A 25,076-nucleotide genomic window follows, 5' to 3' on the forward strand; every position below is an offset into this window, starting at 1 on the left:
GCGGTCAAGGCTACTCGGCGGGAGTGCCCGGCACCTCCGTCGGCGCAGCAGGGCTCGTGGTGGAGAGCTTCCGCTGCGCGCGACGGACGAGTCCGGCGGCTCCGCCGACCAGGAGCAGCACGCCGACGGTCAGGAGCGCGACCGTGACGGCGGCCGTCGGGGTGAGGGCCAGCAGGGCGTCGGCGGCTGCATCGCGGCGGTCGGCGTCTGCCAGCATCCAGAGGGCTGTCGCCGAGATCGCGGCGAACAGGAGCCCCCAGATGATGGCCGCCCAGCGGGTGCGGGGCACGGCGGTGGTCTCGGTGATCGACGGAACGCTCATCACTGGTCTTCCTTCGCGGGCTCGGCGACGGTGATGGAGATGTCACCGCTGTTCTGATCGAGGGTGATCGGTTGGATGGTCGTCGGGGAGGCGGTGTCGGCCGAGATGCTCTGCACGATCACCGCCTCCTCTCCTGCGCGCTCGTCTCCGTCACGCGTGCCGAGCCATGTGCCGGAGTCGACGATCGTTCCCGAGTCGCCCTCCACGCGGGTCCAGGTCACGGATGCCGTGTCCACCGTCGCTCGGAGCTGCAGCTCGACGCCGGGATCGACATAGATGTACGTCCCCCCGGAGGACTTCTCGATCACGATCGGTCGCGGCGCGCCGTCGTGCTGATAGAGGGTGACGGAGAGGTCGCCGAACGGCTGACGGATGTGCTGCTCGCGGCTGTTGGTGATCGAGGCCCATCCGAAGGTCAGATCCTGCAGCGTGGAGAACGCCCCGGCCACGAGTCCGCCGACGAGGGTGATGACCGTCACGAAGGCCAGGAAACCGCTGCGCCGACGGAACGCCCCGGCGACGATCATCCCGAGCGCGAGCATCAGGGCTGCGGCGAGGAGGCCGAGAGCTCCGCCGAGCTGGGCTGCGCCGGTCGCCAGTCCCACGGCAGCACCGGTGATGATCGCGAGCCCCACCATCGTCGCCACGAACGCGAATCCGGCGCGCGGGTTCGACTCCCGGCGGATGCGACGGCGTTCGGCGGCTTCGGCGGCGAACACGGCGGCCTCGGCCTGGCGCTCACGGCGCAGCTGGTCGCGGGCGGCGCGCTCGACGTCCTGCTGCTGGCGCCGCCACGCCTGATCCTGTTCCTTCCACGCGGCATGCTGGGCGCGCCAGGCTTCGAGGGCTGCGGGATCCTGCGAACCGGGCGGCAGAGGGGCCGGCGGTGCCGGCGGGATCGCGCCGAGTGCGGGATCCGGTGACATCGGCTCTGCTGCGACGCCGGCGTCGGATTCCGCGGCGGCGGAGAGAGTGGCGTCCGCCCCCTCGGCGGTACCCGAACCGGCGAGGGGGGCGGACGCGGCCGGGGCCGTCTGATCTGCGGAAGCCGTCGGCAGATCAGACGCGGAAGCGCCCGGGGTGCGGCTGGCAGCACGCACGATCAGGAAGAGCAGGCCGGCGACGAGCACGAGCCCGACGATCCAGCTGAGGAGGGAGAGGGCCGACCAGTCGCCGTAACCGAGCCCGAACAGGCGGCCAGCGAGCGGAGCGGTCGGGAACAGCCCGATGACGGCCATCGCCAGGATGCCCCACTGCACGGGCTGGTAGTCGCGACGCAGCAGGTCGTGCAGGTGCACCCGTCCATCGATGTCGGGCAGCAGCGCCCACGCGGCGGCGTACAGGAAGATCCCCGGCAGTCCGAAGAGCGCGGCCACCACCAGCACCCCTCGCACGATGAGCGGGTCGATCCGCAGGCGTGCGGCGATACCGGCGGCGACGCCACCCAGCCAGCCCTCGGAGCGGGCGACGCCGAGACCGGCGACCCAGAGCAGGAAGCGGTCGGCGCCGCGCGGGGTGCCCGTGCCGGGACCGCCGACGGCCGGAGCGTCTGGATCGGCAGGGGGCGGAGGCGCAGTCGGAATCGTCATGCTTCGATCCTGGCGGTGGCGCGGGGCGCTGTGCCATGGGGGGAACCCCTGAGCGACCCCTGATTCTCGCCGGGGGAGCCCCCGGAGCATCGGCGCGGATGATTGGATGGCGACATGTCCTCTTCGGCGCACGCTCCCGCGCGACCTCCGCGCGTCGCCGCTCCACCGCGCCCGTCGTTGACCCGCGATCGCGACTGCCTGGTCGCCGGCGTCAGTGCCGGACTCGCACGCCACCTGGGCGCACGGCCGTGGATGGTGCGCGCTCTGTTCATCGCCCTCGCGCTGTGCGGCGGTGCAGGGGTGCTGCTCTACGCCTGGTGCTGGATGTTCACGCCGTGGGCGGAGGGTGAGGACGCACCGACCAGACGGATGCCCGTGGCGTGGCTGCTGCTGGCTCCCGCGGCCGTGGGGGTCCTCGTCGTGCTGGTGTGGCGTGGCGGCAGCGACTGGCTGACCGGGTCGATCCCTCCCGATGTCGCGGCGGTCGTCGTCGGCGGAACGGTGGTCTTCGCGACCGGCGCCGGGCTCTGGGCGACGCTGATCGACAGCACCGACACCGCACGGGGGCCACGGCACACGCTGTGCATCCGGATCCTCTCGATCGTCCTGCTGGCCCTGCTGTTCACGATCCTGCTGTCCTGGCCGGTGGCCCGGTCGGGCGTGGCGCTGGTGCTGCTCCCGCTGGTCGGGCTGGCGGCCGTGGTGTCCTCGTCGTTGATACCCCGATGGCGCGAGCTGTCCGGTGAGCGGGTGCGCCGCATCCGCGAGGAGCAGCGCAGCCAGATGGCCGCCCACCTGCACGACTCGGTGCTGCAGACACTGGCGCTGATCCAGAACAGGGCGGGAGCTTCCAGCGAAGCTGCGCGCCTCGCCAGGGCGCAGGAGCGCGAGCTGCGTGCCTGGTTGTACGACGGCGATGCTCCGGCCGACAGTGATCTTCCGACCGACCTGCGCGACTATGCCGGAGCGTTGGAGCTCGACTACCCGGTGCGCATCGACGTGGTCTCCGCCGGCCTGTCGACAGAGCGGGCGAGCGGAGAGCTCGCCGCCGCCGCCAGGGAGGCGATCCTGAACGCGGCCCGCCACGCAGGAGGCGAGATCTCGGTGTACATCGAGGGGAGCGTGTCAGGCGTCGATGTGTTCATCCGCGATCGGGGCCCGGGATTCCAGCTCGATGAGGTGCCCAGCGATCGGTTGGGCGTGCGCGAGTCGATCATCGGACGGATGCGCCGTGCGGGTGGCAGTGGAGGGGTTCGCAGCGACGAGAGCGGCACAGAGGTGCATCTGCGCATCATGACACCGTCCAACCAGGAGCGGCCGGTACCGCGTGCGACGGCTCGGGAGGAGCACCATGGCTGAGATCATCCGTGTCGTGATCGTCGACGATCACTCGATCTTCCGCTCCGGCCTGCGCGCAGACCTCGATGCGAGCGTCGATGTGGTGGGCGAAGCGGCAGACGTGCCGTCGGCGATCTCGGTGATCGGCGAGACGCGACCGGATGTCGTGCTCCTCGACGTGCATCTCCCGGGCGGCGACGGCGAGGACGCGGCCGGAGGTGAGGCGGTGATCCGCGGGTCGTCTCCGACCGATGCCCGCTTCCTCGCGTTGAGCGTGTCCGACGCCGCGGCCGACGTGGTGCGGGTGATCCGCGCCGGCGCGCGGGGTTACATCACGAAGGGCTCATCCGGCGTCGAGGTCAGCAGCGCGGTGCGGGCCGTGGCCGAGGGTGATGCGGTCTTCTCGCCGAGGCTTGCCGGCTTCGTGCTCGACGCCTTCGGGGCGGTCGCCGGTGAGACCGCGACAGCGACCGACGAACTCGACCGGCTCTCGGCACGCGAGCAGGAGGTCATGCGCCTGATCGCTCGGGGCTACGCGTACAAAGAGGTCGCGTCGGAGCTGTTCATCTCGATCAAGACGGTCGAGACGCATGTGTCGTCGGTGCTGCGCAAGCTTCAGCTCTCCTCACGACACGAACTCACGGCATGGGCCTCCGAGCGGCGGCTGTTGTGAGCGCACCGCTCGGGTGAGGTCGCTCAGGCCGCGAGCCACAGACCTTTCTGATCCGTCGCGATGGTGAGTCCGGCCGCGACCGTCTCGTCGTCGCCGATCCTGGCACCGCGGACGATGCGCGCTCCGGCACCGATGTCGGTGCGGACGCCCACGTAGGCGTGATCGCCGATCGCCGCGCCATGGCCGACGTGCGCGTGCGCGTCCACGAACGCGCCTTCGCCGATCACGGCGTCTTCGTCGATCCAGGCACCGCGGGCGATGGTCGCGCCGGCACCGACGCGCGCCCCCGGTTCGATATAGGCACCCGCCTCGATGTGTGCCTTCGGGTGCACCTTCGCGCCATGCGCGACGAGACCCCGGCCGTTCGCGTGCTTGCGATACCGCAGCGTCGCGCCCTGGTCGTTCTCGATGTCGACGTAGTTCTTGCCCACGATTCCTCCCGTGCTCCGGAGTTCTCCGGATATATCAACAACCACGACAGGGGCGGATTCATTCCCGCGGATGGATGTGGTCAGTGCTGACAGGAGGGGCACCAGAAGGTGATGCGTTCGCGGGTCGGATCGGCGCCCTGCTCGCCCCGCCGGATCAAGGTGCCGCAGCGTCGGCACGGACGTCCGGCGCGGCCGTACACCCAGGTGCCCTGGCCGGGCCGATCGACGCCGGTGAAGGTGCGGTGACGGCGGTCCCGGTTGGCGCGGATCGTGCGCACACCGAGGTCGAGGAGAGCGGCGACATCGACCTCCGGCGTCGGTCTGGTCGGCAGGATTCCTCGGAGGAACAGGAGTTCTGCGGCGTACTCGTTGCCGAATCCCGCGACGTTGCGCTGATCGAGGAGGGCGACGTGGATGCTGCGGGCGTCGGCCTCGAGACGTCGGACTGCCTCTGCCGCATCCCAGTCGTCGGCGAGCGGATCAGGTCCGAGGTAACCGACGAGCTGATCCTCGTCACGGGTGGGGACGACCTCGATCTCGGCGATGTCGACGCCCACGGCTTCGCCCCGCGGCGTACCGACGATCGCACGCACCTTGAACGCCGGGTGCCGCCACTTCTCGCCGGGGCGATAGGTGAACCACGCGCCGTCCATACGCAGATGCGAATGCAGGGTGCTGTCGCCGATGCGCATGAGCAGATGCTTGCCGCGGGGGATCACGGCATGCACCGGCTGGCCGGTCAGGTCGAGCGTGGCGAATCGGGGCACGCGCAGGTCGAATCGGGTGACCTCCGCGCCGGCCAGAGCTTCGTCGAGTCGTCGTGCCGTGCGGAAGACGGTGTCGCCCTCGGGCATCAGGGGGCGCCGATGGGAGTGGGCGGCGGCGGGGTGCGCGGCGACGCGGTGGGCGGCGCGACGGGCGGTGTGGTGGGCAGCGTGGTGGGGGACGTGGCGAATCCGGCTCGCGCGAGCATGTCTCGCGCGAGCATCGTGCTTCCGGCCACGGCGGCCGCCATGATCGCGACGGCCCCGCCAGGGATCAGGAAGCAGAGTTGTGTCGCCACTCCGAAGCCGAGAACCCGCGCCCGGCTGCCCGAGAACAGGGCAGCGCGCTGGGCGGGGCTGAGATCGCGGGCATCGAAGGCTCGACCCGTGAGCTCTCGGGCCAGCAGTCGACCGGTCAGGACGACTCCGGCGATGGGGCCGAAGAACCCGCCGACGGCAGGGATCAGACCGATGAGGAGCACGACGATCGCGATCAGGATGCCGAGCAGAACCAGGCGGAGTCCCTCGCCGAGAGTGGTCCAGAAGCTGCCACCGTCGGCTGGGGGAGCGTCGCCGAGGTCGGCCTCGACCGCATGCCAGATGCGCTGGTAGAACGGATCGCCGATGGTCAGGGTGAGGGCGCTGAAGACCACGCTGGCCAGGGCGAGCGCGGCCGCGACGATCACGAAGCTCACCGCAGACCGCAGCAGGCCGCGCCACGGTTCCAGCCACCCCTCGGCGAACGGCGTCAGCCACGTGGAGACCGACGGCAGACCGATGATCAGCGGTACGAGCGCGGCAGCGAGCAGGAGCAATGCGATGATCGCGGGGACCAGTCCGAGCAGCATGAGTCCCGGCCGGGTGCGCCACAGCCCGAAGCCGCGCAGCAGTGTGCGGATACCGGTGGCGAACTCGCGGATCATGGCTTCCAGCGTAGGCGTAGTGCTCAGACGACCTTGCGGAGCGTGTATCCGCGAGGGGTCGCCACGAAGCCGGACTCCTGCAGTGCGAGGGCGAGTTCAGTGCCGTAGACGCCCTCGCCGTTGATCTTCTCGACGGTGAGCGTGTCGAGGCGACGGGCGCGCGCGGTGGCCGCGAGGTCGGAGGCCGCGGCGCGCAGCACCTCGGCGTCGTCGCTGAACGACAGCACGGTGCGTCCGCCGCGTTCGAGGGACAGCACCAGTGCACCGTCGACGAGCACGACCAGACCGCCCGCTTTGCGCCCTGGACGATGCGAGACCCCGTCGAGCTTGGGCCAGCCGAGGGCGGCGCCGTACGGGTTCGCCGGATCGGTCGACGCGAGGGTCACGGCCTTGCGCGGCGGCGGATCCGCGAGGCCCGCATAGGTGCGCAACCGGTCGACGGTGCCGGACGCGGCGAACTGCGCAGCTCCGAGCTTCTCGATCACGTAGCCCCGGCGGCAATGCCCCGCCTCTTCGAAGCCCGCGAGCACCCGATAGGCCTGGGCGAAGCCGCCGGGAACACCCTCAGCCTGCACGGCGCCGCGCGTGACGACGCCGTAGCGGTCGAGCAGGAGCCCTGCGGTGACGGTCGCCCGGCGGGCAGGATCGGTCTCGAGCGCCGGCAGCAGCGACCAGCGGCCGCCGATCGAGGGCGGGCGGGGTGCCGCGGTCCCGGTGAAGGACACCCCGCGGTAGGTGCGGGCGCGGGGCGCACGGCGTTTGACCTTGTGCGCCTGCGAGCCGCCGGTGAGGAGCGAGCGGATGGGGGCGAAGGTGTCGTTGGTGACGTAGCCCGCCCAGGTCAGAGACCACAGCGCTTCGAGCACCGACTGCTCGTTCTCGGCCGCCGCCATGTCTTTCAGCTGTCCGGCGAAGTAGGCACCCCCGACGTCGAGCGCGATGAGGATGCGCGACTCCAGGGAGTCGGACGCGATCTCGGTGTCGCGCTCCGGGAGGGTGAAGGGCGCGATGTCGGCCGGATGCAGCGACACCCAGCCGTCCCGTCCCGGGAGGGTGCCGTGTCCGGACCAGATGACCTCCCCCGATGCCGTCAGTTCGTCGAGCATCGCCGGGGAGTAGTCGCGCACGCGGGAGGGCAGGATCAGCGACTCCCACGCACTCGCGGGGATCGGTACACCGGCGAACTGCTCGATCACGTTCAGCACGCCGTCGACGCCTTCGAGCGGACGACCGATGTGCTGCCAATCCGGGAGGAACCGTGCGTACGCCTCGGGAGAGACCGGCTCGACCGAACCGCGGATGGCCGCCAGCGAGCGCATCCGGAGCCGACGCAGCACCTCGGAGTCGCACCACTCGACCGCGTCGCCGCTGCCTGCCGCCTCGGGCAGGAAGTACCCGCTCGTGAGCCGTCCTGCCGTCTCGAGCCGCTGCAGCGTATGCCGCGCGACGGCGGCACCGAGCCCGAATCGGGAGGCGACGGCATCTGTCGTGAACGGCCCGTGCGTGCGGGCATGGCGAGCCACGAGGTCGCCGAGCGGATCTGCGACCGGTTCGAGGAACGCCACCGGGATTCCCGTGGGCAGCGCTGCGCCGAGCGCATCGCGCAGCCGACCGGCATCCTCGATCGCTGCCACCCTGGTCGCTCCGGCGATCGTGACGGGGATCGCCCGTCGCGCGGTGACGAGGTCGTCCAGCAGAGCGGCTGCCGAGGCACCTGCTGTCGATTCGGGGTCGATGCGCGCAGTGACCTCTTCGGCGTCGAGCGGGCCGAGCATCCGGAGCAGGTCCGCGACGCCCTCGAGGCCTCGTGCGCGGCGGTCGGGATCGAGACGCTGGGCCTCGCGTTCGAACTGCGCGATCACGTCGGGGTCGAGCAGTTCCCGCAGTTCGACCGTGCCCAGCAGCTCCCCGAGCAGAGCGGGGTCGACCGAGAGCGCGGCCGCCCTCCGTTCGGCGAGCGGAGAGTCTCCTTCGTACATGAACGCGCCCACGTAGCCGAACAGCAGGTCGCGGGCGTATGGCGACGGCTGGCCCGGCTCGGTCTCGACCAGGCGGATGCGTCGGTCGGCGATCGATGTCGCGAGCTTGCGCAGCGACGGCAGATCGTAGACATCCTGCAGCACCTCGCGCAGGGTCTCCAGGATCACCGGGAACGTCGGATGGCGCCTGGCGACCTCGAGCAGTTGGGCCGACCGCTGCCGCTGCTGCCACAGCGGTGTGCGCTTGTTCGGGTTCATGCGGGGCATGAGCAGCGCCCTGGCCGCGCATTCGCGGAAGCGGGAGGCGAACAGCGCGGAGCCGCCGACCTCCTGGGTGACCAGGAGTTCCAGCTCCTCGGGGTCGAACACGAACAATTCGGCCCCGGGCGGTTCCGCCTCGGCATCGGGAATGCGCACGATGATGCCGTCCTCGCTCGCGACCGCCGATCCTTCCACGCCGAGACGTTCGCGCACCCGGGCGTTGATCGCCAGAGCCCAGGGCGCGTGCACCTTCATCCCGTAGGGCGAGTGCAGGATCACCCGCCAATCGCCGACCTCGTCGCGGCCGCGCTCGACGGTGAGGGTGCGGTCGGTGGGGAGCGTGCCCGTCGCCTCGCGCTGTTCGGTCAGATGGGCCATGAGGTTCGCCCGTGCCTGCTCGTCGAGCCCCGCATCGATGAGCCGCTGTGCCGCCTTCTCGGGCGTCGCCGCCGAGACCTCGCGCGAGAAAGCCCCCAGCGCCTCGCCCAGTTCGAACGGCCGACCGATGCCGTCGCCGTGCCAGAACGGCACCTTGCCCGGCTGCCCGTAAGCGGGGATCACGTTCACGCGGTCGTGCGTGATCTCGGCGATCCGCCAGCTCGTCGTGCCGAGCGTGAACACATCGCCCACCCGCGACTCGTAGACCATCTCCTCGTCGAGCTCGCCGACCCTGGCGCCGGTCGTCTCGCCCGCGACGAACACGCCGAACAGGCCGCGGTCGGGGATCGTGCCGCCGCTGGTCACCGCGATGCGCTGTGCCCCCGGCCTTCCCGTCAGCGTGCCGGCGTCACGATCCCACACGAGGCGTGGCCGCAGTTCGGCGAACTCGTCCGAGGGGAAGCGGCCCGCCAGCAGATCGAGCGTCGCCTCGTACGCCGAACGCGGAAGCGCCTGGAACGGCGCCGATCGGCGAACGGTCTCGAACCACTCCTCGACGCCGATAGCTCCCAGCGCGCTCGCCGCGACGGTCTGCTGGGCGAGGATGTCGAGCGGGTTGCGCGGCACCTGGATCGCCTCGATCTTGCCCGCCAGCATGCGCTCGGTCACGATCGCGGTGTGCAGCACGTCGCCGCGGTGCTTCGGGAAGAGGGCGGCCCGGCTGATCTCGCCCACCTGGTGCCCGGCGCGGCCGACCCGCTGCAGACCCGAGGCCGCAGACGGCGGAGCCTCGACCTGGATCACGAGGTCGACGGCACCCATGTCGATGCCGAGCTCGAGACTGCTCGTCGCCACGACGCAGCGCAGCACTCCCGACTTGAGCTCCTCTTCGACCTGTGCCCGTTGCTCTTTCGACACCGATCCGTGGTGCGCCTTCGCGAGCACGGGATCGGCCCCCGCGGTGGCTCCGGCCTGGGCCATCATCGCGGCGGGCACGGTCGTATCGGGGAGGGGTAAGCCGATCCGCTCGGAGTAGATCTCGTTCAGTCGCCCGGTGAGGCGCTCGGCCAGCCGACGGGAATTGGCGAACACGATCGTCGAGTTGTTCTGCAGGATGCGGTCGACGATCGCTTCCTCGACGTGCGGCCATACCGAACCGGTGACCTCGGAGTATTCGGCTTCGTCGGTGTCTCCCGGAACTCCGGGCGGTGGAGGCGGATTCGTCATGTCATCCATCGGGACGACCACACCGAGCTCGAAGGTCTTGGAGGCGGGAGGTGCCACGATCTCGACCGGGGCAGAGCCGCCGAGGAACCGGGCCACCTCGTCGATCGGCCGCACCGTGGCGGAGAGGCCGATGCGCTGAGCCGGTGTCTCGACGCCGTTCGCGCGGCGCAGGGCGTCGAGCCGTTCGAGGCTGACGGCGAGGTGCGCTCCGCGCTTGGTGGCGGCGACGGCATGCACCTCGTCGATGATCACGGTGTGCACGCCACGCAGCGTCTCGCCCGCGCGGCTCGTGAGCATGAGATACAGCGACTCGGGGGTCGTGATGAGGATGTCGGGCGGATCGGACACCAGCTTTCGCCGGTCGCTCGATGTCGTGTCGCCGGAGCGCACCCCGACGGTGACCGCAGGGGCCGTCACCCCGAGCCGTCTGGCCGACTGGCCGATGCCGATCAGCGGGGAGCGGAGATTGCGCTCGACGTCGACGCCGAGCGCCTTCAGGGGGGAGATGTAGAGGATGCGCGTTCGGGGCTCGCCCTTCGCCGACGGCGTGGTCTCGCCCATGCGCTCGCGGAACACGCTGTCGATCGCCCACAGGAACGCGGACAGCGTCTTGCCCGATCCGGTCGGGGCGACCACGAGGGCGTGCTTGCCGGCGGAGATCGCGTTCCAGGCACCCGCCTGCGCGGGAGTGGGCGCGGGGAACGCCCCCCGGAACCAGTCCTGCGTGGCGGGAGTGAAGCGGTCGAGCACGTCGCTCATCCCTCCATCATCGTCGAGGCCGCAGACATCGGGGCGTGACGATGTCGGCGGGAGGGAGGATGCTGGGGGAATGGCGCACACCACGAACTACGTCGACACGTTCATCGAGGTCGCCGACGACTGCCCGATCGCGCACGCGACCGAGCCGCCGGTCGCCGAGAAGCCCTCGATCGCGGCGATGCATTACCGTCTGATCGCCGAGCAGCCCTACGCGCGCACCTCCGACGACGTGATCTTCGAGACGTATGCGCTGCGCAACGGCATCGCCGTGGACGACACTGCCGCACGGGCGTCGTTCTTCTCGAAGGGACAGCCCTGCCTGCGCTCCTCGCCGCTGGGAAAGCGCTACGGATGGGGCGTCCACCACGACGCGGAGGGTCGGGTCGCTCTGGTTCCGCGGGACTCGGCGGAGTACACGGCGCTCGCCGCAGACCCCGCGCTCGCGCACACTCGGGCGATGCGGAGTCGGCGGGCGTGAGTTCGCGGAATGAGAAGGTGGGTTGCCCGCGGTGGTAGAGGAAGCGGAGACGGACATCAACGATGACGATTTCGGTTGGGTGATCATTACCCTGACCGTCTTCGCACCGTCGACGATCGACGAGTTGTCGGCGTTCGAATGGATCGGCGACGCGAAGGACGGCGGTCGATCGTACGACCTCGGGACGATCAGGGTAGACGAACCCGACGCAGACCGACGGCTGCATGCACTCGACAGTTCCGTCTCGACCTTGCTGGACCTGTTGTCAGATGTGCCGCGCGAGGTGCTGTTCGACGAGGCGTCGTTCGTCCGGCTGTTCATGACGTTCGGACGCGGTGCGCAGACACTCCGGCCCGCACTCATCCAGAAGATCGCCGCTGTCAACGCGACCGTCTGGATCGACACCTGACTTCGCGTGCGCTCCCTGTCATCAGGGGAAGAGCAGGACGCCGAATGTGAGCGCGGCGACGCTCAGCAGGCCGAAGACTGTGGCAGTGACCCGTGCCTTCTCGAGCGCGGATGCCATGGCCGTCACGCCGCAGGTCGCGGCGAGCACGAACAGAGCGACGGTGCTCAACACCAGTGCGTGATCCCGCGCGTTCGCGTCGCCCTGGATCGTGACGACGAATGTCCAGATCAGCGCGATCACGACCATGAGGCCGAAGGCCGTCCACGAGTATCCCGCGATGTCGCCGACGACGTTGCGTCGTGCCGCAGCCGTCGCCGCTTTCAGCTTCTGCTTCACTCTCGTCTCAATCTCGATCTCGATGTCGTCGGGAAGGCGGCTGAGTTCGCGCATCCGCCGATCGTCGGCGCCGATGCCACGGAGCATCGAGGCGTAGGCCCGGAGCTCGTCGTCGGTGGCGAGATTCTCGATCGCGACGGCATACCGCCCGGCCTGGTCCTCGTGACCGTTGCGCCGATACCAGGCGACCAGAGCACGACGTGTCGAGTCATCGCGAGGTTCGACGGCAAGGCGGGACTTGAGATCTCCCAGCTCCTGCGGGCTGAGAGGGAAGTCCATGGGGTTTCGTGACACGGCCTCATTATCTCGGCGCGGCAGCCTGGACACTTCAGGGTGTCTCGTACTGAGGTACGACGACCCCTGACAGTGGGCACTTCGGGCCGACGCGACGGGGTGGCCTGCGCTTTTACCGTCGCCCTATGCCCGTCGAGAACACCCTTCCCCACCCCGCCGCCAGCGCTCTCCGTGTCATCGCCTCGATTGTCGGAAGCGTGCTCGTCGCCGCTGCTCTGAGCATCATCTGGGTCGCCCGTCTGAGCATCGACCGGGTCCTGTACGTGAGCGGCCTCGGAGCCGACGGAGAGCCGACGGCCGGATGGTTCGAGCTCGCCCTGCTGCTCCTCGTCGTGGGTGGTCTCTCGGTCGCGTGGGCGGCGCGCGGACTGCGGTCGACGGTGCCCTGGCTGAGCATCTGGACGCCGTCCTTCTCGGTGGCGATGGCGTCCGCGCTGTTCCTGGTGGCCTCCCAGGTCACATGCACGACGGGATGCCCGCTTCCCGTCGGCCCGGCCTTCACCTGGCAGGACCTCGTGCACACGACCGTCGCCGTCCTCGCCTTCGCGCTGGCCGCGTTCGCGATGCTCCAGGTGTCGTTCGTCGAGGGGAGGCGCACACTGCGGATCCTCTCCTTGGTGGCGGGTATCTCGACCGCGGTGATCGCGGCGGCCGGTGGCCTCCTCTCGCTGCTGCAGTTCCGCACCGATATCGGCAGCATCCTCGAGCTCGTCGCGACCACGATCGGCATGGGCTGGCTCGCGATCCTCGGGATGGACACCGCGTTCGCCCAGCGTGCAGGTGCGGCGCGCAGGCAGACGTGGGTCCGGGTCTCGAAGGAGAAGACCGGCGCTCTGGTGGGGGAGCGTCGCACCGCGACCGGATCGCTCCTCGTCGTCTCTCGCTGACGGAGTCCACGATGCGGTGCGTAGAGTCGACCCATGCGAGAGCCAGCACCCGTCGCCGCCGGAGAGGCCAGAGCGATGGGTCTGCCTCGGCCTCCCGGTGCGCTGGGGCGGTTCTGGAAGACGCACCCCTGGCTCTTCGACGGACTCCTCGCCGCCGGCTACCTGGTCGTGAGTGCGTTCTGGTCCCTGGTCACTCCGCTGTCCTCCGGCGCATGGTCGCCCGCGTGGCCGTACATGATCCCGCTGTTCGTGAGCGTGGTGACCTCCGCCTCCCTGATGTTGCGCTCCCATCGACCCTGGCTCACGTACCTGGTGTTCGGGGCGGGTGCGGTCGTCGCGCTCGTCACCGACACCGTCGTCGAGACGTTCGGGGTCGGCCTCGCGGTCTACGCGCTGTTCGTCTACCGGTCGAATCGCAGCGGCTGGATCGCGTTCGGCATCACCGTGGTGGGAGGGGTCCTCGTCCTCCCTGCCCTGGACTGGCTGCGCGAACCCGCTCCGGAACGTCTCTTCGTCTCGGTGCCCACGAGCGTGCTGTTCCTCGCCGTGATGCTGATCGCTGCCCTCCTCGGAGTCAACGTGGGTGACCGGCGGCGGTATATCGGAGCGATCCTCGATCGCGCCAATCAGCTCGCCCGTGAACGCGATCAGCAGGCACGGATCGCGACTCTGGCCGAGCGCGCCAGGATCACGCGCGAGATCCACGATGTAGTGGCGCACAGCGTGTCGGTGATGGTGTCGCTCGCAGACGGTGCGGATGCCCTGGCCGAGAAGGACCCGCAGCGGTCGAGGGACGCCGTGCAGGAGATCGGCGAGATCGGGCGGCAGTCGCTCGTCGAGATGCGGCAGCTGCTCGGTGCTCTGGGCGACGACACGGCGGAGAGCGAAGAAGACGGTTCGTTGCGGCCGAATCCTGGACTTGCCGAGCTCGTGCCTCTCGTCGAGACCTTCCGCACGGCGGGGCTCCCCGTGTCGGTGCGCACGGAGGGGAGTGCGCCTTCGTCGCCCGCTCTGCAGAACACGATCCACCGCATCGTGCAGGAGGCGCTCACGAACGCGCTGCGCTACGCGAAGGATCCGCGTGAGGTGCGGGTGCTGCTCGACTTCCGCGACGACGTTCTCGTGATCGAGGTCACCGACGACGGGCAGCCGGGACCACCCGCCGCCTCGGTGGGGTCCGGTCGCGGGCTCGTCGGCGTGCGTGAGCGGGCGCGGCTGGCCGGCGGAACAGTGCAGACCGGACCTCTGCCCGATGGCGGATGGCGCGTGCGGGTGGAGATCCCCGAACAGGAGGACCAGCGATGACCGAGGAACCGACCCCGATCCGGGTGCTCATCGTCGACGATCACGAGTTGATCCGGCGAGGGATGAGGATGGTGCTCGACGCCGAAGACGACATGAAGGTCGTCGGCGAGGCAGCATCAGGAGCCGAGGCTGTGCACATGGCCGCGGATCTGCGCCCCGACGTGATCCTGATGGACATCCGGATGCCGGAGATGGACGGCATCGAGGCGACCAGGCGCATCGTCAGGGGCACTCCGTCGAGCAGGGTGCTGGTGCTCACGACCTTCGACCTCGACGAGTACGCGTTCGGGAGCCTTCGTGCGGGAGCGAGTGGTTTCCTGTTGAAGAACACTCCGCCCGCGCAGCTGACGGCGGCGATCAGGGCGATCGCCGCCGGTGATGCTCTGGTCTCGCCGCGTGTCACCCGGTCGATGCTCGATCTGTTCGCCACACGCCTGCCCCGACAGGCGGAGCGTGGCGATGCGCGCCTGGACGTGCTGACCGAGCGGGAGCGCGACGTGTTCCTCGCCATCGCCAAGGGGTACAACAACACCGAGATCGGTGAGAGCCTCTTCGTGTCCGAGTCGACCGTGAAGACCCATGTCGGCAGGGTGCTGCTGAAACTCGATCTGCGTGACCGCGTGCAGGCCGTCATCCTCGCGTACGAGATCGGTCTGGTCTGACGGGGTGCGACGTCAGGGAGCTCTCTCCCCGACGTCGCACGTCCGCGTCAGGGCTCGAGCATCACCTCCTGCAGTGCGCCTTCGCCGTCGATCTCGAGCGTCAGATCGAGGTCGAGGCGACGCAGGAATGCGTCGTCGTGGCTCACGACGAGCACGGCGCCTCGGTAGGCGCGGAGGGCTTCGACGAGCTGGTCGACCGTGTCGAGGTCGAGGTTGTTCGTCGGCTCGTCGAGCACCACGAGGTGCGGTGCGGGGTCGGCGAGCAGCAGCGTCGCCAGCGCGACGCGGAACCGCTCACCGCCGGAGAGGGACGCCACAGGGCGCTCGGCCGTGGCTCCTCGGATGAGGAACCGGGCGAGCCGGTTGCGCAGCTCCTTCTCCGGCACGTGGGGTGCTGCGGCGGCGATGTTCTCGAACACCGAGCGCTGCTCGTCGAGTCCGTCGACCCGCTGCGGCAGGTAGCCGATCAGGTCGGTGTGGGCCTCGGCGTGCAGCGGATGCTCATCCGGAGCCGAGCCGCCGGCGACCAACCGCTCCAGCAGCGTGGTCTTGCCCGCCCCGTTCCGGCCGATCAGTGCGACCCGCTCCGGACCCTGGATCACCCAGGCTCGTTCGTCATCACCGACCGTCGCGATGCGGCGGCTGCGGGACACCTGCGGGTCGGGCAGTTCGATCTTCATCGATGCATCAGAGCGCACACGGCGCCCCGCTTCATCGAGGAGCGACCGCGCCGCATCCTCCTTCGCTCCGACCTCGGTGCGCAGTCGGCCCGCCGAGACCTCAGCGGCCATCTTGCGCCCGTGGGCCACGATCTTCGGGACGCGCTTCTCGATCTCCGCCTTCTTCGCGGTGCGTGCGCGGTGGGCGAGCTTCACTTCGGCTTCGATACGCTGACGTCTCTCCTTGCGGAGCACCTGGGCGGCGGTGACCTCGGCTTGCTTCGCCGCATCCTGCTCGGCGTCCAGCCACGCCCGCCACTCGGAGTACGGGCCGCCGAACACGCTCAGCGTCTGGGCGTAGAGCTCGGCGGTGTCGTCCATCAGCTCGAGCAGAGACAGGTCGTGGCTCACGACGATGAGCGTGCCCTTCCAGGCGCGCACCATCGCCGCGAGCTTCGCTCTGGCGTCGCGGTCGAGGTTGTTGGTCGGCTCGTCGAGGACCGTGATGGGCGCGCGGCGCAGACGGATGCCGGCGATCGCGACGAGCACCGCCTCCCCTCCCGAGAGCTCGCCGACCGTGCGGTCGAGGAAGTCCGGGGCCAGTCCGGCCTCGGCCAGCGACGCCTCCGCGCGCGCTTCGATGTCCCAGTCGTCCCCGACCGCATCGAAGTGGGCCGGGTCGACGTCGCCCGTGCCGATCGCCCGCACGGCATCGAGCGCTTCGGACACCCCGAGGAGGTCGCTGACGCGGCGGTCGACATCGAGTGTCAGCTGCTGCGGAAGGTACGCGACCTCGCCGGATGCGGTGACGACGCCCGAGGTGGAGTCGAGCTCGCCGGCGATCAGTCGCAGCAGCGTGGACTTGCCGGCGCCGTTTCGTCCGACAAGCCCGGTGCGTCCCGAGCCGAAGGACCCGGAGATGCCGTCGAGCGCGATCGAGCCGTCGGGCCAGGTGAAGGTGAGCCGGTCGAGGACGACCGAGGCGTGAAGAGTTGTGGGGGTTGACATGAGTGTCTCCTGTCGAGTGCGAGGGTGCACTGACACCGAGCCCCTGCCGTCCCGTGACACGCGTCACGGGATAGGGCGGAGTGGGTCTGCCGTGGAGTCGGCGATCGTCGGGTCAGCGCGCGGAAAGATGAGCGCGGAGGCGACGGATCAGATCAAAGGACTTCCAGACACGGCGGACAGGACTCCCCGACGATACCCGGGCGTGTCGCGATCGCGCAACCCCGGGCGTGTCGGATTGTCCGTCGCGCGGGGGATGCCGTCGCCTCCACCGGTGCGTAGCGTGGAGGCATGGCAGATCACGATCCGAGTCCGCAGGAGTCGCGTTCGCGTATGGGCCTGGGCGTCGGGCTCGCGCTCGGAGTGGCGATCGGGGCGTCGCTGGGCGCCGCCCTGCAGAACTGGGCCCTCGGAATCGGAATCGGAGTGGCGATCGGCGTCGCCCTCTCCGTCGCCATCACCTCGGGCGGCGGATCCGGTTCCCGCGAGCGCGAGGACGAGCGCGACGGGGGCGACGAGACCGACGGGCGCCCTGGTGACGACTTCGGTGCGTCCGAGGAGGAGCCGGAGCGCTGATCAGCTCGCGGCGATCCCCTCGACCCACTTGGTGAGGAAGCGGTGCACGTCGGTCAGTTCCTCCTCCGAGATGCTGTGCGTGAGTCCGGTGTACACCCGACCGGACAGCTCGGAGTGCGTCGGCAGCCATTGGGCCGTGTGGTCGACCAGCGCGGGCGGGATGACGTCGTCGTGCGTGCCCCGACCCCAGAACACCGGTGGGCGCAGCTCGGCCAGTGCCTCGTCGTTCGGAAGGTCTCCCGGTGCGGCGTATCCGCTCAGCGCCGCCACCGCGCCGAAGCGTTCCGGAGCCAGACGGAGGGCCTGCAGCGCCACCGCCGCGCCCTGAGAGAAGCCGAGCAGCGCCACCGAGGGGGCATCGGCGGCTGCGGAGTCGAGCCAGCGCAGGAAGGCGTCGGCTGCGGCGGTGACCGCCTCCGAGCTGCGTCCGTCGAGTCCTTCGATCGGGTACCAGGAGCGCCCCGGCATGGGCCACGGAGGGGCGAGCGGAGCGGCGACGGAGGCCACGGCGATGCCCTCGGGAAGGTAGGGGATGAGTCCGAAGAGGTCGTGTTCGTCCGCCCCGTAACCGTGCAGGAGGACCAGCAGAGGCGCCCCTGCACGGTCGGTGGACGACCATCGGGTCGCGGAGTCGTCGATCGTCAGGTTCTCGCTCACACCGTCATCCTGCCAGGGGCCACCCTCATCGTCTGCTCAGCCGTCGCGCGTCGGCCGTCCACTCGAGGTGCGCGGCCGGGCGCGGTGTCGGTTCTGAGGGACGGCTGGTAGAAAGGACACATGGCGGTCCGCACACCTGATCCTGATCCGGAACCCGACGACGACGGTCTCGGCGAGTTCCCGGATTCGAATCGCCCCGCGCCCGATGCGAACCCCGGCTGGTTGAGCGAGTTCGAGCTCGAAGAGGCTCGGCGTCGGCTGCCGATGCTCTATGTGGAGGCGATCCCGGTGCGCAGCGACGGCTCCGGCCAGGTGATCGAGATCGGCATCCTGCTGCGCTCCACCCCGATGGGGGAGATGACTCGCACGATCGTTTCCGGGCGCGTCCGCTTCGGCGAGACGATCCGCGACGCCCTCTTCCGCCACGTCGAGAACGACCTGGGCCCGATGGCCTTCCCGCTGCTTCCGCCCCAGCCGCTGCCGTTCACCGTGGCCGAGTACTTCCCGATCCCCGGCGTGAGTGCCTTCCACGACGACAGGCAGCATGCGGTGTCGCTGGCCTTCGTCGTGCCGGTGACCGGCACGTGCGAGCCACGGCAGGATGCGCTCGAGGTCACCTGGTTCTCGCCGGAGGCCGCCGGGTCCGACGCGGTCGCCGCCGAGATGGAGAACGGTCGAGGCACTCTCATCCGCCAGGCTCTCGCGAGCCTCGGTCTGCTGCGCTGAGACCTCCGGTGCTCAGGCTCCGGCTGTGGTGAGGCGCGAGAGCTCGGCGACGAAGGCGTCGACGTCGGCTTCTTCGGTGTCGAAACCGCACATCCAGCGCACCTCCTTGCGCGCCGCGTCCCAGTCGTAGAAGCGGAACGAGTCGCGCAGCCGGTCGGCGACGCCGTCCGGGAGCGTGGCGAAGACGCCGTTGGACTGCGTCGGCTGGGTGAAGTCGACGCCGCGGATGGAGCCGTCGGCGATGCCCGCCTCGATCTCCGAACGCAGACGCGCCGCCATGGCGTTCGCGTGCTTCGCGTTGCGCAGCCACAGGTCGGTCTCGAGCAGAGCGATCAGCTGCGCCGACACGAACCGCATCTTCGACGACAGCTGCATGTTGAACTTGCGCGAGTACTTCAGGCCGTCGGCGGCGTCGGGGTTCAGCACGACGATGGCCTCGCCGAGCATGGCGCCGTTCTTGGTGCCGCCGAAGGTCAGCACATCGACGCCGGCGTCGCGGGTGAACGCACGCAGCGGCAGGTCGAGGGCCGCTGCCGCGTTCGAGAGGCGCGCACCGTCGAGGTGCAGCTTCATGCCGCGCTCGTGCGCGTGGTCGGCGATCGTGCGGATCTCCTCGGCCGTGTACAGCGTGCCGAGCTCGGTGCTCTGGGTGATCGAGACGACCAGCGGCTGTGCGCGGTGCTCGTCGCCCCAGCCCCAGGCTTCGCGGTCGATCAGCTTGGGCGTGAGCTTGCCGTCGTCGGTGGGGACGGTCAGCAGCTTGAAGCCGCCGATCTTCTCCGGGGCCGCGGCCTCGTCGACGTTGATGTGGGCGGTCGAAGCGGCGATCACCGCCCCCCAACGCGGCAGCATGGACTGCAGGCCGGTGACGTTCGCGCCGGTGCCGTTGAACACCGGGAACGCCTGCACGCCCTCGCCGAAGTGCTCCTGGAAGACCTCCTGCAGGCGCGCGGTGTACGCGTCCTCGCCGTAGGCGCTCTGGTGGCCTCCGTTCGCCGCGGCGATGGCCGCGAGGACGTCGGGGTGGATACCGGAGTAGTTGTCACTGGCGAAGCCCCGGATCGCGGGGTCATGCTGGATGCTCACCGCTCAAGCCTAATCGCCCTACCGGATGTCCCCGCCCCGCTCTACCCTCGAATCCATGGAGCGCACCGTAGCGAAGCGAGCCTTCGCCAACGTCCTCGTCAACACGCTCATCGCGAACGTGACGACGAGCTTCCTGTGGTTCGCGCTGACGTTCTGGGTCTACATCGAGACGCAGTCGGTGCTGGCCACGGGCATCATCGGCGGCGCCTACATGCTGTTCGTCGCGTTCTTCGCGATGGCGTTCGGCACGATCGTCGACCGCAACCGCAAGCACACCGTCATGGTGATCTCGAGCATCATCTCCGCGGTCTCCTTCCTCGTCGCCGGGGTGCTCTACCTCTGGCAGCCCGAGGCGGCGCTGCTCGATCTGGGAGGGCCGTGGTTCTGGCTGTTCTCCGGCATCATCCTGTTCGGCGGCGTGATCGAGCAGCTGCGCAACATCGCGCTGTCCACGACCGTGACCCTGCTCATCCCCGAGGAGAAGCGCGCGAACGCGAACGGTCTGGTCGGCACGGTGCAGGGCATCGCCTTCCTGGTCACCAGTGTGTTCTCGGGATTGTCGATCGGCTTCCTCGGCATGGGATGGACCCTGGCGATCGCCATCGCCGCCATGGCGCTCACCTTCGCGCACCTGCTGTTCATCCGCATCCCTGAGGGCGCTCCGGAGCCCGACCCGAACGCCTCCAGCGCCCTCGACTTCCGGGGAAGCGTGCAGGCCATCCGACTGGCTCCCGGGCTGTTCGCCCTGATCATCTTCTCCACGTTCAACAACCTCATCGGCGGCGTCTACATGGCGCTCATGGACCCCTACGGGCTCACGCTCTTCGATGCCCAGACCTGGGGGTTCGCTTTGGCCTTCGCCTCGACCGGCTTCCTCGTCGGCGGCGGGCTGGTGGCCAAGTTCGGCCTCGGCCCCAAGCCCATGCGCACGATGCTGCTCGTGGTCATCGCGATGGGACTGCTCGGATCGGTGTTCATGCTGCGAGAGTGGTGGCCGCTCTACGTGGTCGGCATGTGGGTGTACATGGCACTGGTGCCTCCGGTCGAGGCCGCGGAGCAGACCGTGATCCAGAAGGTCGTGCCGTTCCAGCGTCAGGGGCGTGTGTTCGGGGTGGCCGCAGCGATGGAAGCGGCGGCGGCTCCGCTCACGGCCTTCCTGATCGCCCCGATCGCCGAATTCCTGATCATCCCCTACATGAGGACCGCCCAGGGGCAGCAGCAGTGGGGGTGGCTGCTCGGAGAAGGCGAGGCGCGAGGCATCGCGCTGATCTGCCTGTTCGCCGGACTGATCATGGTCGTCGCCGCCACGCTGGCCTTCTTCACGCGCTCCTATCGCAAACTCACCGAGCTCTACGCCGAGGCTCCCGAGCAGGAGATCGACGCGCCGGAACCGGAGGGGGCGGATGCTCCACCCGTGGTTCCGGGGATGCCTCCGGATTCCCGCTGACGCTGACCGCCGCGCAGGAGCGGACAGACGGCATCGAAGGAGCCTCGGTGCCGTGCCGGGCCGGGGATCAGCCCAGGTCCAGCACCCGGTCGTTGAGCGCGGTCGCGTCCTCGTCCCACAGCGCGACGATCCGGGCGGCCAGCGCATCGGGATCGAGTGCCTTGGCGCGGAGCACCACGGACGCCGTGCGCAGGGGCTCGTCGGCTTCGCGTGCGGCCTTGGCGTAGCCCTGGGCCACCGCTCGCGCCCAGGCCTCGCTCGCAGCCTTGACCGCGGCGTAGTTCGCCCCGCCGGCGAGGGGGCGCGCGACGGCGGTGGATGAGACGATCGCGAAGCGTCCGGCGTCTGAGGCGCGCACCACATCGTCGAACGCCCGGCTCGTGGCTCGCACGGCGTCGAGCGCGGGGAGCAGCGCGGCGAAGTCCTCATCGGACTGTCCGGCCAGGCCCCCGCCTCCTCTCCACCCTCCGACCAGCGGAACCACTGCATCCACGGGGCCGAGCCGCGAGGCCAGGGTGGTCATCTCGTCGAGAGAGGTCGCATCGGCGACCTCGACCTGAGCGCCGGCATCTGCGATCTCCCGCAGGCGCTCCTCCGAGCGGCCGGTCGCGAAGACCCGTGCGTTCGCGGCGACCAGCGCCCGCGTCACGGCGAGGCCGGCCGCACTGGTGGCCCCGGCGAGCAGGACGATGCGTCCGGAAGCCGTCGATTCGGTGCGCTCGGCCTCTTGTGCCACGTGTTCAGCCATGTCGTCCACTCTCCCGGATCGGAGGGGCTTCTGCGGCCGGAACCCGCGGGAGATCCCGCACGAGAGGTTCCGGCCGCAGCGCGGTGCGCCCCAGCGTCACACTCGGAACGCGCGCGGTGCGCGCGTGGTCATCAGTCGTCCGTGCCGCGGATGCCGACGGTCGACTCGATGACCGGCTTCATCTTCTTGTCGAGGGTCTCGAAGAACATCGACAGCGGGAACTCGTCGTCCATCACGGCGTCGGTGTAGCCCTTCGGCGCGCCGGCGAGGATCTCGTCGGACAAGCCGCGGGCCCACTGGGACGCCGGGTGCGGGGTGAGCGTGCCGCGGACGAGCTCGTATGCGGCGAGCCAGTGCGCGACCTTCGGACGGTCGATCGAGTGCCAGTACAGGTCGTCGATCGCATCTCCCAGAGCCACCACGGCATCCGGCACGGCGTCCCAATCGAACGCGAGAGCGGTGTCGGTCCAGTGCAGCACGCCACGCTGGTGCAGCCACGCGAACAGGAGCTGTCCGCCGACCGCGTCGTAGTTGCGCGTGCGAGTGCCCGTGATCGAGAAGCGGAAGATGCGATCGAAGATCACCGCGTACTGCACGAGGTGCGCGTAGTCGTGCGTCTCCTGCTCGATCTCGGTGAGCTCTTCGCAGGCTTCGATGCGGGCAGCGAGAGCACGCTCGATCTTCACCGACTCGCGGAACGCCGTCATGTCGCAGCGCATCTCCTCCAGCGAGTAGAGGAAGAACGGCATCCGCTGCTTGATCATGAACGGGTCGAAGGGCAGATCGCCGCGCATGTGGGTGCGGTCGTGGATGATGTCCCACATGACGAAGGTCTTCTCGGTCATCTGCTGGTCGTCGAGCATCGCGGCCGCGCGCTCCGGCAGGTCGAGGTTGGTGATCTCGGCAGCGGCACGGGTGACACGACGGTAGCGGGCCGCCTCGCGGTCCTGGAAGATCGCGCCCCACGTGAAGGTCGGGATCTCGCGCATCGCGACGGTCTCGGGGAACAGCACGGCCGAGTTCGTGTCGTAGCCGGGGGTGAAATCGACCAGACGCAGCGAGACGAACAGCTTGTTGCCGTAGTCGCCGGCTTCGAGTGCCGCGATGAACTCCGGCCAGATCGTCTCGACGATCAGCGCCTCGACCAGGCGGTCGCTCGAGCCGTTCTGCGTGTACATCGGGAAGACGACGAGGTGGCGGATGCCGTCGACGCGGTGCTGCTGCGGCTGGAAGGCCACGAGCGAGTCGAGGAAGTCCGGCACACCGAAGTCTTCCGAGACCCAGCGCTCGAAGTCGACCACGGAGGCGGCGAGGTATTCGGCGTCGTGCGGGAAGGCGGGGGCGAGGGCGCGGATCGCTGCGGTGATCGCACCGACGAGTTCACGGGCGGCGGCGTGGTGCGCGGCATCCGGGATCGAGCCGTCTTTGATCTGCATCTCGCGGATCGCGATCGCGGCGTCCTTGAGCTGAGCCCACGCGGCGGACTGCTCGGCGATCGATGCGTCCTCGACGACCTCGGGTTCGCCGACGATGGCCTGGACAGCGGAACTGTTGGCGGAAAGAAGGGACATCGGGACCTCCGATCGGAGAGTTTGGCGGAAAGATTCCGGCATATACGGAATCCTGACGATAATCTTACAGCTATGGATGACTCTGTCGACCGCGCGATCCTGACCGCCATCTCCCGCGACGGCCGTGCCACGCTCTCGCAGCTCTCCGACGCCGTGGGGCTGTCGGTGTCGGCCGTGCAGTCGCGCCTGCGCAGGCTGGAGACGCGGGGTGTCATCTCCGGCTACCGCGCGATCCTCGACCCCGAACAGGTGGGCACACCGCTCTCGGCGTTCATCGAGATCACGCCGCTCGACCCCGCCCAGCCGGACAACGCCCCGGAACTGCTCGAGCACCTCGATGCCATCGAGGCCTGTCACTCCATCGCCGGTGACGCGAGCTACATGCTGTTCGTGCGGGTGCCGTCGCCGCGCGCACTCGAAGAGCTCGTGCGCGACGTGCGCCTGGCGGCGAACGTCAGCACCCGCACGACGGTGGTGCTGCAGACGTACTACGAGCACCGGCCGATCATCCCGGTGGGCTCCGCGGAGTAGCCCGTACGGCGGGTGTCAGAGCGCGGCACCCACCAGGGCCTCGCCCAGCGGGGTGCGCAGGTGGTGCATCCTGGCGCCGTCGCGTTCGCTGGTGACCAGGCCGGCATCTCGAAGAACCGAGAGGTGATGCGACGCCGTCGATATCGCGAGGCCCGCATCGTGCGCGACTTGCGTCGTCGTGCGGGCGGCGCCGGCCTGGAGCAGGATCGCCGCCCGCGCCGGTCCCAGCAGGGCGCCGAGAGCATCCTCGATGTCGGCGGCGTCTCGGGCCCAGCCTGCGGTGACGCCGCGGGCCGGATAGAACAGCGTGGGTTGCGCCGGAGGTTCGGTGAGCACCATGCAGCCCCACGACGACATGACCGAGGGCACCAGCACCAGTCCGCTTCCGCGGCAGTCGACCTGCTCGCTGTGGCGACGCAGGGAGACGCGCACGGCGCCCGCGCCCCAGGTCACCTGGCGGTGCAGGTCTCCGGCCATGCCGGCGATACCTGCTGTAGTGATGGTGCGGGCGCGCACAGCGATGTCGGCACGGAGCAAGCGCTCGAGCTGCGGCCACACTGGGGCGAGTGCCGCCTCCCATACGGCGGCCCACCCGTCGGCGATCATGTCACGGGCGCGCTCGGGATGGTCCTGCATCTCGCGTAGGGCCTGTCGGCGGGCGCCGGTCGAACGCTGCACCATCTTCCCGAAGTCGACGCGCATCGGATCGAGAGGTGCCGCGCGCAGCTCATCGAGCTCGGCCTCGGGGGTCAGATCCCATCGGGGCGTGGTCGTGAGGAAGTCGGGCAGGTAGCCGTCGTCGCCGATCACGGTGGAGAGCAGTGCGAAGTCGCGGCGCGGGAGCTGTTCGCGAACGGCGCGCAGCCACCCCCATTGCAGCGGATGGGCGGCCGGACGCCGCAACACCCTCACCGCGTGCGCGAGCTCGTGCCCGGGGGAGATGCCGAACCGCACCGCCTCGACGTCGCCGGGGCTCAGGTGGAACTCGACACGATGATCCGGGTGCTCGACGCCCTCGATCGGGCTGGAGTTTCGATCCACATCGAAACTCTAGG

General features: G+C 69.6%; 24 protein-coding genes. 11 read left to right on the forward strand and 13 right to left on the reverse strand.

The genetic code is table 11. From position 1 onward, the window contains the following. Positions 1-10: 10 nt before the first annotated feature. Both ILP86_RS03200 and ILP86_RS03205 read right to left on the reverse strand, forming a co-directional pair. Entirely contained in the window at positions 11-322 is a 312-nt protein-coding gene (locus tag ILP86_RS03200; protein WP_058632370.1) for a hypothetical protein, read from the reverse strand. Further along, complete coding sequence (locus ILP86_RS03205) at positions 322-1,911, reverse strand: PspC domain-containing protein (protein WP_193761351.1); 1,590 nt, start codon at positions 1,909-1,911, stop codon at positions 322-324. The genes ILP86_RS03200 and ILP86_RS03205 overlap by 1 nt, the downstream gene beginning before the upstream one ends. 114 nt (positions 1,912-2,025) lie before the next feature. On the opposite strand from ILP86_RS03205, the gene ILP86_RS03210 reads away from it, so the two are divergent. Continuing rightward, entirely contained in the window at positions 2,026-3,270 is a 1,245-nt protein-coding gene (locus ILP86_RS03210) for an ATP-binding protein (protein WP_193761352.1), read from the forward strand. Beyond that, complete coding sequence (locus tag ILP86_RS03215) at positions 3,263-3,922, forward strand: response regulator transcription factor (protein ID WP_061015694.1); 660 nt, start codon at positions 3,263-3,265, stop codon at positions 3,920-3,922. Before ILP86_RS03210 ends, ILP86_RS03215 begins: the two co-directional genes overlap by 8 nt. Positions 3,923-3,945: 23 nt before the next feature. Here the strand turns inward: ILP86_RS03215 and ILP86_RS03220 are convergent, their stop codons facing one another. From ILP86_RS03220 to ILP86_RS03235, 4 genes are all read right to left on the reverse strand, one after another. Then, a complete protein-coding gene (locus ILP86_RS03220; RefSeq protein ID WP_017829277.1) occupies positions 3,946-4,353 on the reverse strand; it encodes a DapH/DapD/GlmU-related protein in 408 nt (135 codons plus the stop codon). An 80-nt stretch (positions 4,354-4,433) separates the two neighbouring features. Further along, positions 4,434-5,207 carry a DNA-formamidopyrimidine glycosylase family protein gene (locus tag ILP86_RS03225; protein WP_058632373.1) on the reverse strand — a complete coding sequence of 258 codons (774 nt, stop codon included), beginning with the start codon at positions 5,205-5,207 and terminating at the stop codon, positions 4,434-4,436. Continuing rightward, positions 5,207-6,040, reverse strand: coding sequence for an EI24 domain-containing protein (locus tag ILP86_RS03230; RefSeq protein WP_193761353.1), 834 nt, complete (start codon positions 6,038-6,040; stop codon positions 5,207-5,209). Before ILP86_RS03230 ends, ILP86_RS03225 begins: the two co-directional genes overlap by 1 nt. 23 nt (positions 6,041-6,063) lie before the next feature. Continuing rightward, complete coding sequence (locus ILP86_RS03235; RefSeq protein WP_193761354.1) at positions 6,064-10,644, reverse strand: ATP-dependent helicase; 4,581 nt, start codon at positions 10,642-10,644, stop codon at positions 6,064-6,066. A 70-nt stretch (positions 10,645-10,714) separates the two neighbouring features. Between ILP86_RS03235 and ILP86_RS03240 the strand changes: the two genes are divergently transcribed. Beyond that, complete coding sequence (locus ILP86_RS03240) at positions 10,715-11,122, forward strand: DUF6157 family protein (RefSeq protein ID WP_061015686.1); 408 nt, start codon at positions 10,715-10,717, stop codon at positions 11,120-11,122. Positions 11,123-11,144: 22 nt separating this feature from the next. Further along, positions 11,145-11,531 carry a hypothetical protein gene (locus tag ILP86_RS03245; RefSeq protein ID WP_193761355.1) on the forward strand — a complete coding sequence of 129 codons (387 nt, stop codon included), beginning with the start codon at positions 11,145-11,147 and terminating at the stop codon, positions 11,529-11,531. Between the two features lie 21 nt (positions 11,532-11,552). On the opposite strand, the gene ILP86_RS03250 is transcribed toward ILP86_RS03245, so the two are convergent. Then, positions 11,553-12,161: a hypothetical protein gene (locus ILP86_RS03250; protein WP_193761356.1), complete on the reverse strand. Its 609-nt coding sequence runs from the start codon at positions 12,159-12,161 to the stop codon at positions 11,553-11,555. Positions 12,162-12,286: 125 nt separating this feature from the next. On the opposite strand from ILP86_RS03250, the gene ILP86_RS03255 reads away from it, so the two are divergent. Genes ILP86_RS03255 through ILP86_RS03265 form a run of 3 tightly spaced genes read left to right on the forward strand, consistent with a single transcriptional unit; the run spans position 12,287 to position 15,015 of the window. Next, on the forward strand, positions 12,287-13,048 hold the full coding sequence (locus tag ILP86_RS03255) for a DUF998 domain-containing protein (protein ID WP_156172627.1): 762 nt from the start codon (positions 12,287-12,289) through the stop codon (positions 13,046-13,048). 33 nt (positions 13,049-13,081) lie between these two features. Continuing rightward, on the forward strand, positions 13,082-14,353 hold the full coding sequence (locus tag ILP86_RS03260; RefSeq protein WP_193761357.1) for a sensor histidine kinase: 1,272 nt from the start codon (positions 13,082-13,084) through the stop codon (positions 14,351-14,353). Beyond that, complete coding sequence (locus ILP86_RS03265; protein WP_127012618.1) at positions 14,350-15,015, forward strand: response regulator transcription factor; 666 nt, start codon at positions 14,350-14,352, stop codon at positions 15,013-15,015. The genes ILP86_RS03260 and ILP86_RS03265 overlap by 4 nt, the downstream gene beginning before the upstream one ends. Positions 15,016-15,062: 47 nt before the next feature. Here the strand turns inward: ILP86_RS03265 and ILP86_RS03270 are convergent, their stop codons facing one another. Then, the gene (locus ILP86_RS03270; protein WP_193761358.1) at positions 15,063-16,682 is read right to left on the reverse strand and encodes an ABC-F family ATP-binding cassette domain-containing protein; all 1,620 of its coding nucleotides are present in this window, start codon (positions 16,680-16,682) and stop codon (positions 15,063-15,065) included. Between the two features lie 288 nt (positions 16,683-16,970). On the opposite strand from ILP86_RS03270, the gene ILP86_RS03275 reads away from it, so the two are divergent. Further along, positions 16,971-17,255 carry a hypothetical protein gene (locus ILP86_RS03275; protein ID WP_193762036.1) on the forward strand — a complete coding sequence of 95 codons (285 nt, stop codon included), beginning with the start codon at positions 16,971-16,973 and terminating at the stop codon, positions 17,253-17,255. On the opposite strand, the gene ILP86_RS03280 is transcribed toward ILP86_RS03275, so the two are convergent. Continuing rightward, on the reverse strand, positions 17,256-17,912 hold the full coding sequence (locus tag ILP86_RS03280) for an alpha/beta hydrolase (protein WP_058633244.1): 657 nt from the start codon (positions 17,910-17,912) through the stop codon (positions 17,256-17,258). Positions 17,913-18,032: 120 nt separating this feature from the next. Between ILP86_RS03280 and ILP86_RS03285 the strand changes: the two genes are divergently transcribed. Continuing rightward, positions 18,033-18,638 carry an NUDIX hydrolase family protein gene (locus ILP86_RS03285; RefSeq protein WP_193761359.1) on the forward strand — a complete coding sequence of 202 codons (606 nt, stop codon included), beginning with the start codon at positions 18,033-18,035 and terminating at the stop codon, positions 18,636-18,638. Positions 18,639-18,650: 12 nt separating this feature from the next. On the opposite strand, the gene ILP86_RS03290 is transcribed toward ILP86_RS03285, so the two are convergent. After that, positions 18,651-19,724 carry a low specificity L-threonine aldolase gene (locus ILP86_RS03290; RefSeq protein WP_193761360.1) on the reverse strand — a complete coding sequence of 358 codons (1,074 nt, stop codon included), beginning with the start codon at positions 19,722-19,724 and terminating at the stop codon, positions 18,651-18,653. A gap of 55 nt (positions 19,725-19,779) precedes the next feature. Here ILP86_RS03290 and ILP86_RS03295 point away from each other — a divergent pair, with 55 nt between their 5' ends. Continuing rightward, positions 19,780-21,171: an MFS transporter gene (locus ILP86_RS03295; protein WP_113680603.1), complete on the forward strand. Its 1,392-nt coding sequence runs from the start codon at positions 19,780-19,782 to the stop codon at positions 21,169-21,171. A gap of 67 nt (positions 21,172-21,238) precedes the next feature. Here the strand turns inward: ILP86_RS03295 and ILP86_RS03300 are convergent, their stop codons facing one another. Next, positions 21,239-21,919, reverse strand: coding sequence for an SDR family oxidoreductase (locus tag ILP86_RS03300; protein ID WP_193761361.1), 681 nt, complete (start codon positions 21,917-21,919; stop codon positions 21,239-21,241). 131 nt (positions 21,920-22,050) lie between these two features. After that, positions 22,051-23,490: a DUF6421 family protein gene (locus ILP86_RS03305; RefSeq protein WP_193761362.1), complete on the reverse strand. Its 1,440-nt coding sequence runs from the start codon at positions 23,488-23,490 to the stop codon at positions 22,051-22,053. Positions 23,491-23,562: 72 nt separating this feature from the next. On the opposite strand from ILP86_RS03305, the gene ILP86_RS03310 reads away from it, so the two are divergent. Then, positions 23,563-24,021: an Lrp/AsnC family transcriptional regulator gene (locus tag ILP86_RS03310; protein ID WP_046747768.1), complete on the forward strand. Its 459-nt coding sequence runs from the start codon at positions 23,563-23,565 to the stop codon at positions 24,019-24,021. Between the two features lie 15 nt (positions 24,022-24,036). Here ILP86_RS03310 and ILP86_RS03315 read toward each other — a convergent pair whose 3' ends face one another. Then, entirely contained in the window at positions 24,037-25,062 is a 1,026-nt protein-coding gene (locus ILP86_RS03315; RefSeq protein WP_193761363.1) for a DUF5937 family protein, read from the reverse strand. Positions 25,063-25,076 lie beyond the last annotated feature (14 nt).

It is taken from the genome of Microbacterium sp. R1 (genome assembly GCF_015159725.1).
In the GTDB taxonomy this organism is placed as follows: Bacteria; Actinomycetota; Actinomycetes; order Actinomycetales; family Microbacteriaceae; genus Microbacterium; species Microbacterium oxydans.